Annotated in this window: 10 protein-coding genes; all 10 read left to right on the top strand. The window is 42.3% G+C overall.

Features of this window, described 5'->3' with window-relative positions; all coding sequences use genetic code 11:
• Positions 1–33 precede the first annotated feature (33 nt).
• Entirely contained in the window at positions 34–1,095 is a 1,062-nt protein-coding gene (locus tag A7967_RS10345; protein WP_064435681.1) for a phytanoyl-CoA dioxygenase family protein, read from the top strand.
• 494 nt (positions 1,096–1,589) lie between these two features.
• Positions 1,590–2,264, top strand: coding sequence for an aspartyl/asparaginyl beta-hydroxylase domain-containing protein (locus A7967_RS10335; protein ID WP_054205188.1), 675 nt, complete (start codon positions 1,590–1,592; stop codon positions 2,262–2,264).
• 7 nt (positions 2,265–2,271) lie between these two features.
• Complete coding sequence (locus A7967_RS10330; protein WP_054205189.1) at positions 2,272–2,781, top strand: GNAT family N-acetyltransferase; 510 nt, start codon at positions 2,272–2,274, stop codon at positions 2,779–2,781.
• A gap of 29 nt (positions 2,782–2,810) precedes the next feature.
• Positions 2,811–3,092, top strand: a complete 282-nt coding sequence (locus A7967_RS10325) for a DUF6916 family protein (protein WP_054205190.1) — start codon at positions 2,811–2,813, stop codon at positions 3,090–3,092.
• Positions 3,093–3,150: 58 nt separating this feature from the next.
• Positions 3,151–3,696: a phage tail protein gene (locus A7967_RS10320; RefSeq protein ID WP_054205191.1), complete on the top strand. Its 546-nt coding sequence runs from the start codon at positions 3,151–3,153 to the stop codon at positions 3,694–3,696.
• Between the two features lie 14 nt (positions 3,697–3,710).
• Positions 3,711–4,241 (top strand): phage tail protein, encoded by a 531-nt coding sequence (locus A7967_RS10315; protein ID WP_054205192.1) that lies wholly within the window; start codon positions 3,711–3,713, stop codon positions 4,239–4,241.
• A 12-nt stretch (positions 4,242–4,253) separates the two neighbouring features.
• Positions 4,254–4,790, top strand: a complete 537-nt coding sequence (locus A7967_RS10310) for a phage tail protein (protein ID WP_054205193.1) — start codon at positions 4,254–4,256, stop codon at positions 4,788–4,790.
• A 121-nt stretch (positions 4,791–4,911) separates the two neighbouring features.
• Positions 4,912–6,159 (top strand): S8 family peptidase, encoded by a 1,248-nt coding sequence (locus A7967_RS10305; protein WP_054205194.1) that lies wholly within the window; start codon positions 4,912–4,914, stop codon positions 6,157–6,159.
• On the top strand, positions 6,149–7,297 hold the full coding sequence (locus A7967_RS10300; protein WP_231659034.1) for a TIGR03032 family protein: 1,149 nt from the start codon (positions 6,149–6,151) through the stop codon (positions 7,295–7,297). Before A7967_RS10305 ends, A7967_RS10300 begins: the two co-directional genes overlap by 11 nt.
• 5 nt (positions 7,298–7,302) lie before the next feature.
• Positions 7,303–15,712 (top strand): beta strand repeat-containing protein (locus A7967_RS10295; protein WP_064435680.1); only part of this gene is annotated, 8,410 nt, incomplete at its 3' end.

Below are 15,712 nucleotides of genomic sequence, written 5' to 3'. Positions count from 1 at the left end.
TTGTCTGAAATCAGGCAAGGAAAAGGAGTTATTATGCAAAATGAGTTGATAGCAAAAGTGCCACCTTCGGACACAATGGCGCAGAGCACACTTCCTTGTTATAAAGAAACTGGAGGCTTAGGTCTATTTCAATTAAAGCGAATGTGGCACAAAGTACAGTTACAAAAACAAGGCTGTGCGGATAAAAAAATAATAGAAGACGAATGGTCGCTTGATGTCATGATAATGGACACTCTAGGCTTAGGGCTCACACCGACTATAGAGTCTATTTTTGCGAGTGATAGTTTTTTCGAATTTGAAAATTGGGTAAAAAAAGTGCATGGCAGAGCTATTTCAAACGCAAAAAGAAATCAGCTTAATAAAAGCATTGTTTCATTTTTTGAGGAAACAGACATAAAAAATGAAACAGCATCAGTAGAGACGCCTCGTTACTCTATTTTAACGCCACTGCAGTGGCAAAGCTGGGATGATAATGGTTATGTTATTATTCCAGCGTTGGTGCCAAAAAAATTATGTGAAGACGTTTGTAATATGCTTTATGAACGTTTGAAAATGGATAAAAACAACCCCGCTTCATGGTATAGCTGTCATGCGCTTAAACAGGGGGTTATGGTACAAATATTTAATGATATAACCATGCAAGTTATACGCTCTCTTCCTCAAGTTCGAGATGTTTTTGAGCAACTCTGGGGGAGAAAAAACTTAATAGTAAGCACTGACAGACTTAGTTTTAATCCACCACAGACAGAAAGTTGGCAGTTTCCTGGGCCACATATTCACTGGGATATAAACTTTAATAAACCACTCACCTTTGCAACGCAAGGGTTGTTGTACCTTACTGACGTTACCGCTGAGCAAGGTGCATTCAGTTGTGTATCTGGCTTTCATAAAGAAATAGAGAACTGGCTGGCTAACCTACCTAAAAATACTAATCCACATTCTTTTAATTTCGATAAATTTCACAGTACTCCATTGGCTGCAAAGGCAGGTAGCTTAATTGTTTGGCGGCATACATTACCGCACGGTAGTTGTCCAAATAAGGGGGATACACCTCGTATTGTACAATACATAAACATGACTCCATTAAGTAAGTAGCTAAAGACTCGCTATGAATAAAAAAGAATGCCGTGTAATAGGGTGTAATATTTTTTATTTTTAACTTATGCCAAACTTATGTATAACTTATTGTTAAAAATAAGTTGGTAGACTTTTCAAGTAAGTGATTATTAAAAATAATAGAACTAAAAAATTGTGTTCTACGTCTTGTGGGCTATTATGTTATCTGAATGTAGTATTAATTTGCGATAGAATTTTATACTGTAATAAAAGCTCAAAGGAATGTTTAAGTATGGAAAAACATAGTCCGCAGCTTATAAAGCGTTTACGGCGCGCAAAACCAATAATTTGTTATTTAAAGTCTTTACTTAAAATGCAATTAGAGTCATGTGCTAAAGCCGTTATAGTGAGTGAAAGTAGCTCAACATACCGCAACAATATACATACAGAAATCGATCTTGTCCCCACCCTGTATACGTTTTGTTTTAAGATTAAATACTTACTCATTCATTCTCTTCGTTTGAGAATAAATAATGAATGATGACATACTTATTCCTGAAGTTGTTAATGCTGGTGAAAATATAGTCTCTCCAGTCATTTCGTTTGCCAAGCTTGAAATTTTTTATAATGTAAAAAAGATGTCTGCAGATTTGCTTGTAGCAAAAAAATTGGAATGGGTTAGACATGTTAATACTCAGTGTTATCAGGGCGGTTGGGATGTATTGCCTTTAAGAGTGCCTGTTGAGCATGCTGATAAGCATGTGATTCTGCAATCTTTCGCAATTGAATCTAGCTCAAGTTTTATTGATGGCGACCACCTTCAATATTTACCTTCTATTAGTGAGTTATTGTCACAATTTAAATGTAATATTTTATCTGCACGGCTTATGCGCCTTTCCCCCAACTCTTTGATTAAACCCCACCGAGACCTTGGATTGAGTATTGAGCTATCAGCCCAGGCACGTATTCATATTTCTTTAGAGACATCAGAACATGTTGAATTTTTAGTGGATGATTTAAAAGTTCCAATAAGTCAGAGCAGCTGTTGGTATATAAATGCGGATGCGGAACATTCTGTAATAAATACCGGTGATACACCAAGAATCAACTTTGTCATAGACTGTAATGTTAATGAGTGGTTGTTGGATTTAATTATGAACTCTAAAGAAAAAACATATTGCAGTAAAAAAAGTAAGCTAAGGAGCTAAAGAGGTAATGAAACTTAATATTCCTAAGGGCTTAAATATAAGACCGTCAAATGCAAACGATAAGCCTTTTTTAGAAAAGCTGCATAGTTCAATGCGCCAAGATTTACAGTTAATTGATGGCGAAAAAGATTTTGTTGAGTCAATTGTAGAAATGCAATTTAAAGCACAAACACAAGGGTATGGTGAAAAATTTCCTAACGCAATGTACTTCATTATTGAAAAACATCATGAAGCAATCGGTAAGGCAACCATTGATTTTGGCCCAAATGAAATTCGTATCGTCGATATTGGCTTTTTACCAAGTGCGAGAGGGCATGGTTTTGGCTCAGCTATAATTCAATCGTTTCAAAGTGCCGCATTACAATCTGGTGCACCTTTAACACTGACCGTTGAGCAACATAATTTTGCTGCTAAGCAGTTATATGCGCGTTTAGGGTTTCAAGTTGAATCAATTAGCCCGCCATATGAATTTATGGCGTGGTACCCACACCCAGTGAAATTAATGAGTGGTGTGTGACTAAGCGAAGTTAAACACAGGAGTTGAATATGGAAAAATTTACGTTTGAAAATGTTGAAAGAGCACAAGGATCCATTGTTAAAGTTGCTGGTCAAGATGGTGAAGTAGAGTTAAAGGTATCATCAGTTGATAGAACAAAACTGAATGGGGAACAATGGGATGCATTTCGTGTTTTGCTTAAAGGCTCTGCAAATGAACCTTTAGAACAAGGCACATATCGACTCACACACGATGCATTTAATGATGCAGAGCTGTTTCTATCACCAAATAGCGAAACTGAGTATGAGATATACATCACGACACAAAAATAGTACTTCGTGTTTAATAGACTAAATTATTCGTTTAATAAAAGTGAGTAGGGAGATTTATATGGCTGATCCGTTTATATCTGAAATACGACCATTTGCGTTTGATTTTGCCCCAAAAGATTGGGCATTCTGTAATGGTGGAGTTATCGCAATTACACAGAATGAGGCACTATATGCTCTATTAGGGACTCAGTTTGGTGGTAACGGAACAAGTGATTTTAAGTTACCGGACTTACGGGGGCGCACGCCTATCGGTAGTGGGTTTTTGAGCACTGAAAACCGTCCCTTTTATGCTGGAGATAGTTCAGGGGAGGAAACGGTTAGGTTAACGTTAGATGAAATGCCAGCGCATACGCATGCAGTAAAAGCTACGGCTAGCATAGCCGCTAATAGCCCCGCGTTTACAGATCGTATATTTTCTGAATCAAAGGATAATAAGGGTACCTCAGCTGAACCTTTCGTATACGGTTCATCGTTAGATTTGACAGAACTTGCTCAGGATGTTGTTAGTAGTAGCGGGAGTGGGTCGCCACATACTAATCTTCAACCTTTACTCGTACTTAATTTTTGTATTGCACTGGAAGGTACCTTTCCAGCTAGAAATTAAAAAAGGAAACTAGCATGTCTGAGTCATTTGTCGGTGAAATAAAAATGATTGCTACTACATTCTCACCTAGGCAGTGGGCATTTTGTAGCGGGTCTACTTTTTCAATAAGTCAAAACCAAGTGTTATTTGCATTGATTGGCGCACAATATGGCGGTGATGGGCGCTCGTCATTTATGCTGCCTGATTTAAGAGGGCGTGTACCCGTACATTTTGGGCAAGGCCCAGGATTACAACCTTACCCTATAGCGCGTCAGGCTGGCGTAGAAAAAGTGACGCTTCTACCACAGCAGATGCCAGCACACACCCATAGCTTGCAGGCAAATAATAATCGTGCAACTACATCTACAGCCATTGGTAATGTTTTGGCGAGAAGCCCTGCAACTGAGTCAACTTATATATCAGGCGCTGTCACGGGAGAAAGTCAGCAACTAAATGACGCTGCAGTTGAAACTGTGGGTGCTAATGAGCCGCATACTAATATGATGCCTTATTTGGCTATACATTTTATTATTTGCCTCAACGGCCTCTTCCCATCAAGAAATTAAAGGAGAAATATTATGGCTGAACCATTTATGGCTGAAATTAGAATATTTGGTCTTACGTATAGTCCTAGAGCTTGGGCTAAATGCGCAGGGCAAATACTCAGTATTTCACAATCTACAGCGCTATTTAGTTTGCTGGGAACTAATTTCGGTGGTGATGGACGAACAACATTTGGAGTCCCTGATTTACAAGGCAGAGCACCAATGCATGCGGGATCAGGGATAGGACTAACGACTCGGCCATTTTCTACCTTTGGTGGTGTTAGCCAAGTAGCGTTGGCCCCCATACAGCTACCTAAGCATGACCATGTTATTTCAGGTGTATTTCAAGCTGGTAATACTGACCAACCAAGTGATAATCAACTTGCAATAGACGTTGCCTCCTCAGGTGGTGCACTGCGATATACTGCGCCACTGGATAGTAATACAAGTGCTATGAGTAGCAGCAGTTTAGCATCGTCAGGTAAGAGTCAGCGGCATGAAAATATGCAACCTAGCTTAGCGTTAAACTTTTGCATTGCACTAGATGGAATTTATCCACCAAGAAATTGATGTGTGAGAATACAGATTTTAGTTTGAAATCTGTATTCTACATATGATGAAAAACCATTATGTTTGTGCAGGAAGTAAGTTATATGTTGTTTGAAAGAGCTCTGTTGGTTGTTATTTACTTATGTTGAAATACCTTAATTGGCATATTGTTTTCAGCTGTTTAATTATAGTTGTGTGCTTATTTGCAAGAGATGTATCTGCTCAGGCGAGTTTAGACAAGCTGCAATTTAAAAGCTCTAAAGGTAGTGTTGTATTTGCCAAGCATGACAGTAATTTTTTGATTGATGATGCAGGGAAGATGTACGCTTTTAACAAAAAAATAATAATACTCTCTTTGCTATCAGTCGATGAGATCTCACAGCTACATGATGAAATAAAACAAGTTCAAGTAATCGCTAATATAGGAAGTGAATTGGTTTACTGGGTAACACCTAGACCCGAATATTTTTTTGATGTTTATTTAGCGTTAAGCAAACATCAAGATGTGCTAGAGATCGAACCAGATATTGCACCTGTCACAAAGTTAGTTACGTCAGGAACAAGCAGGCAGACTAGCAGCGTGCTTGTGTCACAAAATGCTCCTTTATGCGATAAACCAGAGAATACTGTGCGGGTTGCAATTATTGATGACGGCTTTGATTTTACTCACCCAGAGTTTGATGATTTAACAGTATTGTTTGAATATGATCCTGATGAAAAAACACTGGCAACCAGTGCTAAAAACCCAACTGATTACCATGGTACACGTGTTGTTGGAGTTATTGCTGCAAAGCAAGATAATATAGGGGTTGAGGGTTTCGCACCGACTAGTGAAATAATAGCTATCAGGCAAGTTTCAACATGGTCATCTTCTATAATATTGGCATTTCAGGTCGCTAAGTTGATGAAAGCGGATGTTATCAACTGTAGTTGGGTTTTACCGTTATTATCGGGTATTACGTCACTGGTAATTGAGAATGTTGCATCTGCATCAAATGCACCTATTATCGTTGTTTCAGCAGGAAATTCGGGTAAGAAAGCTTGTGAAGTCAATCATCTATCGGCATTAAGTTCAGTGGTTGTTATAGGGGCAATAAATAAAAATGGGAATGTTGCTGAGTTTTCTAATTATGGGCAATGTGTTGATTATTACGCCCCTTCTTCAATTGAATCAACGTCACTTAATGGGTATGTAAATTTTGGTGGCACCTCATCATCAGCCGCTATTGTTTCAGGCGTTGTGGCACAGCTAAAAGCATGCGGAGTTGAATACCCGTTAACAAAATTAACGATGGTTGAAAATATTTTGCCTGCACATGTAGTTAATAAAAATAATATAAAGAGTGTAACTTTGATTAGATCAAAAGGTAGTGAAATTAATGAGCACTGAAATGGAACCGTTAGATTTTAGTAGCACCCACAGTGACAACTTCCCAAAAATATTGGCTCAGTTGGGCATATCGTTGATTGCGACAAGTTATCAATCACAACGTGTTATTTTAGTGCGTTCCAATAATGGCAAGCTAGAAACAAAATTAAAGGCATTTCCAAGACCAATGGGACTTTATGCCGACGAAAATAGGGTCACGCTTGGAACACTAAATCAAGTAATCGACTTTCAAAAAACACCAAGTGGTTATGCTGATGTTATTAATGGGAACCTTGATCGTTATGAAGAGTTGCCAAAAAAATTACAAGATAATGAACTCAGAGATAGCCCCAAATTTCGTGAAGAGTGGGATGAACAAGTCAAAAATGTAAAGGCAGCCGACAGTTTGTTTATAGAAAGAGCGACTTTATCAACAGGTATGATCAACATCCATGATATTTGTTGGGGTAATGATGGTTTGTGGGTAGTTAACTCGATGTTCTCTTGTTTAAGTAAGTTAAGTCCTGACCATAGTTTTGTCGCTGCTTGGGTGCCGTCGTTTATTTCAGAACTGAAGCCGGAAAATAGATGCCATTTAAATGGCATGGCGTTGTTAGATGGTGTGCCTCGTTATGCTACAGCCTTTAGTGAATCAGATACAGCACAAGGTTGGCGTGAAGAGCTAGGGAATAAAGGGGTGCTTATTGATGTCGTTGAAAATAAGGTCATCAAATCAGGTATTTCAATGCCACATTCGCCAAGATGCCACGCAGGCAAGGTGTATTATTGTGCATCTGGAGATGGCGATATTCATGTATACGATCCAAAGTCAGGTACTAATAGAGTTTTATGTGAGTTGCAAGGTTTTACAAGGGGAATGACGTTTTTTGGTGACTTGATGCTTGTCGGTACGAGTACATTACGTAAATCAGAAGAGCATATTCGCTTTAAAGCAAACCCAAGATTATTAGATGGGAAAAGTGTGTGCGCAATATGGTTAGTGAATGTAAATACAGGTGAGGTGGTAGGTAATTTGACTTTTACGGGTGATGTAAAACAGATTTACGATATTGCTGTTGTACCGAACAGCAGGAAACCAGAGCTATTTCAAAGCTCAGACGCGTTGTCTAGCCATATTTTTGAATTTTGTCGAGGATGAGTATCATGGAACGTTTAAGCTTAAATAAAACTTTTTTAGGGGTTGCGATTTCTGCAGTAATAGCTAGCGGGGCTTACGCAGAAACAGTAAATGAAGCTGTAGATTTAAAACAATTTTCAAAAAAGTTAGCGCTAGAAACTGAAGATGAAATAGTTGGTATAGAGTCAAAAAGCCCATTTTCGACATTTAGTCGAGGGCAAAAAGCCCAATCACACTTAGTAAACCCAGATATAAATAATACATTAAGCTTTTTAAAAGAGCAGGGATTACTTGAAACGAATGAACAAAAAGTAAGTATTGTTAAGGGCGATAATACACAAGTAAAAAGTGATTTACTAATAAGAAAGGTGTTTGCAAGTGCAAACTGCACCCTACCAGGCGGGGCGTGCACCACTGTAAGCTCTTCTAGCTGTACTTTGAGAGGTGGTAGTGTTGGCGCTTGTGGGTCATCGCCAGAAATAGATGTTGAAGAAAGTGGATCGACAACTGTAAGCGAAGACTTTGGCAGTGTTGCAGCGGATGGTGTAGCAACTACAACAAAAACCTTTACGGTAAAAAATGAAGGCACTGGTAATTTAACGACTACGGCTGTTTCTATAACAAGTGGAAGTAGCGACTTTTCAATTACAGGCGGTACATGTGCTACGAATGGTCAAACATTAAGCTCAGGTATGCAATGTACGATACTTGTAACTGTACAAACGACAACAGTTGGTGGGATATCAGGTAATTTAAGAATTAGCAACACTGATGCAAATGAGAGTATGTATAATGTGTCTTTGAGTGCCACAGGTACTTCTACAAATTCAGCGCCTGTTGTTGATTTAAATGGTGGGATTCCAGGTACGGGGAGTTCAGTATCATTTACCGAAGGTAGTGGTGCTGTAAATATTGCGCCCGATGCTAGTGCCGGTGATAGTGATGGCGATACAATAACAACAATAACCGTAGCATTAACAAACGATCAAGACGGGTTGTTTGAGGGTCTTAATGTATCTGCCAGTGCGCAAAATGCACTTGGGGGTGTTAGTGGTGCATCGGCTATTACTTTACAAGATACAATTTCTATTACAGGTGCAACTGCAACAACGGCAGAAGTGGCCACTTTCCTTAAAGCAATAACGTATAACAACACTAATGCTAGCCCAAATGAAACCGCGCGAACGGTCTCTGTTGTTATCAATGATGGCACTGAAAACAGTACTAGCCGTACCGCGACAATTTCAGTGGCTAATCTAGCAGCAGCTAGCTCTACAGCAGCGGGTTTTAGCACCTTAGATGGTACAAATTTAAATCCGGCAATAACGTTTAGTAGTGACTCCGAAACATTAACGATAAGCAATCCATCACATATTACAGGTTCAGTGGCTGATGGTGGCACGGGTACAGATACCATTCACGTTCCGACAGGATCCGATTTAACGGCTTTCACTACATTAACAGGCTTTGAAACATTAACAATGCCTAGCAGCGCCACTTTAACGCTAAGTGAAGCGCAGCATGAGCAATTTACGACTATTTCGGGGAGCGGTGCTCCCATATTTACAATTGCAGCAGGCAGTGGGGGCGATGCAAATTTAACGGCAAATAGCACTATTGCAACATACGTTTTGAATACACCAATTGCATTAACGCTTGTAGATAGAGATCAGTCTGTTACAGGCAGTAATTTAGCTGATTCAGTCGATATTTCCAACTTTTCGTACCGAGGAACTCTCGATGGTGGGGATGGCACAGATACACTTACGCTAGCTGATGGCGCGAGTTTAGCGGCGGCAACGATTTCAAACTTTGAAACGCTTAATTTGAGCGGCGGCGTATCTGTCACGATGAAAGAAGCGCAGCATGATGCGTTTTCTACAATTTCAGGCGCAGGTACAGATCAAATTACTATTTCTGCGACAACGGATGGGTTAGTTGCTGCGAGTGATATTGAAACGTATGTGTTGAGCACTGCAAATACAATTACGTTATCAAATGGCTCCCAAAATATAACCGGTAGCGCGGGCGCAGATACGGTAAATATTGCAGGTTTAACGGTTTCGGGTACACTCAATGCAAATGGTGGCAGCGACACCTTAAGCATGACAACAGGTGCTGATATAACAGGCGCTACAGTATCTAATTTTGCAAACCTGACCTTAGCATCCAACTCATCGGTTAATTTTTTAGCATCACAAGTCGGCTTATTTACAGGCACAGTAACAGCGCCTGGATCTGAAACTATTACTGTATCGGGTGATGGTAATTTAACGACGCTTAGCAATATTGAAACATTTTCAATTGGTGATGACAGCACAAATACGCGAACGATTTCAATTGGTTCTGCTTCTCAAAATATAACCGCGAATTCAGAAACAGATGCCGTCACTTTTGTTGCGGGTAGTTTAACATTAACCGGAGCACTAACAGGTAAGGGTACAGTCAACGATACATTGTCCCTTTCAACGGGTGCTAATATCACGGCAGCTACGATTAGCGATATTGAAAATTTAACGTTGGCCAGTGGCGCAACAGTGTCTATGACGCGCTCGCAACAAGCTGCTTTTACAGGCACTATATCCGCTCTCGGTACGCAAACTGTGAATATTACTGGGGATGGAGATTTCTCTACACTCTTTGATGTTGAAACATATAATGTGGGGGATGACTCTTCAAATAGCCGCACTATAACAGTGAGTTCAGCAACTCAAAATATAAGTGATAATTCTAGTAATACCTCGGTCACGTTTGCAATTGGTGCTGCTGGTTTTAGTGGTACTTTATTCGGCGAACCGACAGTAGCCGATAGTGTAAGTGCAATCGATGGTGCGGATGTAACAGCAGGTTCATTTTTTAATATTGGTACATTGAGCTTATCGTCTGCGGCAACGGTATCTATTGATGCGAATAATATAAGTGATTTTGGCACTGCTATCACAGGCTCTGCTGGTATTGATACGTTGAAATTAATGGACGGTGGTACGTTTAATTTTACGAACACAACGGTCTCAGATATTGAGGCGTTGTCGTTAGGTACAAATAGTAACACCACAATTACTCTGTCTGATAACTTTGATACTAATGGCGCCACTGTGTCATTCTCAAATGCCAGCGGTAGTGCTATCTCGGCATCAGTGAGCTTAGATGCAAGTGCATTTAGTTCGGATATTTTATCTATCACATCATCAAACTTTAATGGTGACGATACATTTAAAGGCGGCTCTGGCGCTGATACTTTGCGCCCAGGAAGTGGAACCGATACCTTAACAGGTAATGCTGGCAACGATAATTTTGTTGGCAGTAGTTCACAGCTCAATGGCGATACGATTACAGACTTAGCGGTTGGAGACACAATTACCGTAACGGGTGTAACGGGTCTTTCAACCGCAAACGTGCAATTTAATGGTACTAGTACATTAGAAGTTGATACGAATGCCACTGATTTTAATATTTCAGAATTAACACTATCACTGACTAATGCACCAGGCAATGATCTTGCATTTACTGTTGCTGATAGCGGATCAGATACCGTTATTACCTTTATTTCAGCAAATTCAGCGCCTGTATTTAGTGCTCTCAATGGAGGGGCGACATTTATAGAAAATGGGACAGCTGTTGTTCTGGATAGTGACGTAACTATTGCCGACACTGAGCTTGATGCGCTCAATGGCAGTGTTGGAAATTACAATAATGCAAGTTTAACCATTAATCGAAGCGGTGGCGCAAGCAGTAAAGATGTATTTGGTAATTCCGGCCTTTTAGGAGTACTTACCGAAGGTGAGTTATTCACTTATAACGGTAATAGCGTCGGGACTGTTACAACCAACTCCGCAGGAACTTTGGTTTTAACATTTAATAGTAATGCTAGTTCTGCGGTGGTTGATGCTGTATTACAAAACTTGACGTATGCTAATAACTCAGATGATCCGTCAAGCTCAGCTTCATTAAATTATATATTCTCTGATGGAGTATTGAACAGTACCGGAACTAATCAGGCTACAGTGACAATTACGCAGCTAGATGATGCGCCTACTGATATTTCATTATCTGCTACAACTATTAATCAATCTGTCACAGCCTCAGGGGCTGATGTTGCAACAATCAGTTCAACTGATCTTGATGATACCAGTCATACATATACGTTGGTGGCACCAAATACCTCGACAAGTGGTAGTTGCTCGTCTAATGCAGGTAATAGTAGCTTTCAAATAAATGGCAGTATTTTAGAGACTCAATCCGCAATTTCAAGTGGTACGTACATAGTTTGCGTACAATCGGATGATAGTACATCGACCTTCCAAGAATCATTTTCTATTACTGTTACTGATGATGTAGCACCAAATGCACCTACTTCACTGGATTTAATTGCAAGCTCAGATTCAGGGTCTTTAAATACTGATAATTATACGAATGACACTACACCAACGTTATCAGGCCTAGCAGAGGTGGGGGCAAGTATTACCTTGCTTAGTGATCAAACGGGTAATGCGGTAATTGGTACTGGCACTGCAACCGATGGAACATGGGAAATTACAACGAGTGAACTGACAGCAAATGTTGTACACACGATTACAGCAAAAGCGACTGACGCACTTAGCAATGTATCCGTTGCGTCAACGGGTATTGCTATTACACTCGACACTGTTGTGCCAAGCACGCCAAGTATACCTGACTTAGATACTGCCAGTGATACAGGAACTTCAAATACAGATAATATAACAACAGATACCACACCGACTTTAAATGGTACTGCGACAGTGGGAGATGTTATTACACTGACTTCAAATGTCGACGGTGTTTTAGGTACTGTTACAGTCCCCGCTGGTGGTATTTGGAGTTTCACACCTTCATCGGCTATATCAGCAGGTTCACACACAATAACGGCTTATGCATCAGATCTGGCAGGAAATAATAGTACATTATCAGCATTGCTTAGCATCACGATTGATGCTGGTGCGAGTACGCCAACAATTACGACACCAATAGAAGGTGATGGTAAAGTAAACGCCAGTGAAGACAATGATGTTGTTATATCTGGCAGTGGAGCTGAGGCCGGCGCGTCGGTAAGAGTTTCGGTTGATGGTGTGATAGGAACTGTTACTGCAGATGGCAGCGGTAACTGGACACTTGCTGGTGGCAATGAACTTGATATTAGTTCATTGAATAATGGCACATTATCAATCAATGTGACGCAAACAGATACCGCGGGCAATACATCTTCTGCCGCTACATCATCAATTATTTTAGATAATCAAATACCAAGTGCTGTTGCGATTACAACGCCAATTGAAATTGATAATAAAGTTAATGCAGCAGAAGATAATGATGTACTGGTGCAAGGCTCTGGTGCAGAGTCAAGTGCAACCGTTACTGTAAATATTGGCGGGATCACTAAAACTGCTACCGCCGATGCAAGTGGTAACTGGAGTCTTGCAGGTAATGAACTAGATATAAGTTCGTTAAATAATGGTAGTTTGAGTGTTTCAGCAACTCAATCGGATAGTGCGGGTAATACGTCAACGGCGGCAACCACATCAATCACACTTGATAATGAAACACCAAATACATTGACAATTACTACCCCAATATCAACAGATGGTAAGGTCAGTGCTGCAGAAGATGATGCCTTGCTGATCACTGGCGCTGGCGCTGAATCTGGTGCAACAGTCACTGTCAATGTGGGTGGAGTTAGTACGACAACCACGGCCGATTCAAGTGGTAATTGGAGCTTGTCAGGCAACGAATTGGATATTAGTGCGCTGAATAATGGCACGCTTACAGTATCAGCAACGCAAGTAGATAGCGCAGGGAATACCTCAACGGCAGCAACCACGACCATCAGCTTAGATAACCAAGCGCCGAATGCACTGACGATCACCACGCCAATTGAAGGCGACGGTAAAGTGAATGCCAGCGAAGATAACGATGTACTCGTGCAAGGTAGTGGCGCAGAATCAGGCGCAACCGTGACGGTTAATGTGGGTGGGGTTAGTACGACAACCACGGCCGACTCAAGCGGTAATTGGAGCTTGTCAGGCAACGAACTAGATATTAGCGCGCTGAATAATGGCACGCTCACGGTATCGGCAACGCAAGCCGACAGCGCGGGGAATACCTCAACGGCGGCGACCACATCAATCACACTTGATAACCAAGCGCCGAATGCACTGACGATCACCACGCCAATAGAAGGCGATGGTAAAGTCAATGCCAGCGAGGATAACGATGTACTCGTGCAAGGTAGCGGCGCAGAATCAGGCGCAACAATTACAGTCAGTATTGACGGCGTGACGACAACCACCACCGCCGATTCAAGCGGTAATTGGACATTATCAGGCAACGAATTGGATATTAGCGCGCTGAATAATGGCACGCTCACGGTATCGGCAACACAAGTAGATAGCGCAGGGAATACCTCAACGGCGGCGAGCACATCAATCACACTTGATAACCAAGCGCCGAATGCACTGACGATCACCACGCCAATTGAAGGCGACGGTAAAGTCAATGCCAACGAGGATAACGATGTACTCGTGCAAGGTGGCGGCGCAGAATCAGGCGCAACCGTGACGGTTAGCGTGGGTGGGGTTAGTACGACAACCACGGCCGACTCAAGCGGTAACTGGAGCTTGTCAGGCAACGAATTGGATATTAGCGCGTTGAATAATGGCACGCTTACGGTGTCGGCAACGCAAGTAGATGGTGTGGGGAATACCTCAACGGCGGCAACCACATCAATCACACTAGATAACCAAGCGCCGAATGCACTGACGATCACCACGCCAATTGAAGGCGATGGTAAAGTCAATGCCAGCGAGGATAACGATGTACTCGTGCAAGGTAGCGGCGCAGAATCAGGCGCAACAATTACAGTCAGTATTGACGGCGTGACGACAACCACCACCGCCGATTCAAGCGGTAATTGGACATTATCAGGCAACGAATTGGATATTAGCGCGCTGAATAATGGCACGCTCACGGTATCGGCAACGCAAGTAGATAGCGCAGGGAATACCTCAACGGCGGCAACCACATCAATCACACTTGATAACCAAGCGCCGAATGCATTGACGATCACCACGCCAATAGAAGGCGATGGTAAAGTCAATGCCAGCGAGGATAACGATGTACTCGTGCAAGGTGGCGGCGCAGAATCGGGCGCCACCGTGACGGTTAACATTGGTGGTGTAACTAAAACCACCACAGCTGACACGAGCGGTAATTGGACATTATCAGGCAACGAATTGGATATTAGCGCGCTGAATAATGGCACGCTTACGGTATCAGCAATACAAGCCGACAGCGCGGGGAATACCTCAACGGCGGCAACCACATCAATCACACTCGATAACCAAGCGCCGAATGCATTGACGATCACCACGCCAATTGAAGGCGATGGCAAAGTCAATGCCAGCGAGGATAACGATGTACTCGTGCAAGGTGGCGGCGCAGAATCAGGCGCAACAGTCACAGTCAGCATTGACGGCGTGACGACAACTACCACCGCCGATTCAAGCGGTAATTGGACATTATCAGGTAACGAATTGGATATTAGTGCGCTGAATAATGGCACGCTTACGGTATCAGCAACGCAAGTAGATAGCGCAGGGAATACCTCAACGGCGGCAACCACATCAATCACACTTGATAACCAAGCGCCGAATGCACTGACGATCACCACGCCAATAGAAGGCGATGGCAAAGTCAATGCCAGCGAGGATAACGATGTACTCGTGCAAGGTGGCGGCGCAGAATCGGGCGCCACCGTGACGGTTAACATTGGTGGTGTAACTAAAACCACCACAGCTGACACGAGCGGTAATTGGACATTATCAGGTAACGAATTGGATATTAGTGCGCTGAATAATGGCACGCTTACGGTATCAGCAACACAAGTAGATAGCGCAGGGAATACCTCAACAGCGGCGACCACATCAATCACACTTGATAACCAAGCGCCGAATGCACTGACGATCACCACGCCAATTGAAGGCGACGGCAAAGTCAATGCCAGCGAGGATAACGATGTACTCGTGCAAGGTGGCGGCGCAGAATCAGGCGCCACCGTGACGGTTAACGTGGGTGGGGTTAGTACGACAACCACGGCCGATTCAAGCGGTAATTGGAGCTTGTCAGGCAACGAATTGGATATTAGCGCGCTGAATAATGGCACGCTTACGGTATCAGCAACGCAAGTAGATAGCGCGGGGAATACCTCAACGGCGGCGACCACATCGATCACACTTGATAACCAAGCGCCGAATGCACTGACGATCACCACGCCAATTGAAGGCGATGGCAAAGTCAATGCCAGCGAGGATAACGATGTACTCGTGCAAGGTGGCGGCGCAGAATCAGGCGCCACCGTGACGGTTAACGTGGGTGGGGTTAGTACGACAACCACGGCCGATTCAAGCGGTAATTGGAGCTTGT

The organism is Pseudoalteromonas neustonica (assembly GCF_001653135.1).
GTDB classification, from domain to species: domain Bacteria; phylum Pseudomonadota; class Gammaproteobacteria; order Enterobacterales; family Alteromonadaceae; genus Pseudoalteromonas; species Pseudoalteromonas neustonica.
Note: the sequence above shows the minus strand (reverse complement) of the source record. Positions and strands in the feature narration are given on the sequence as shown.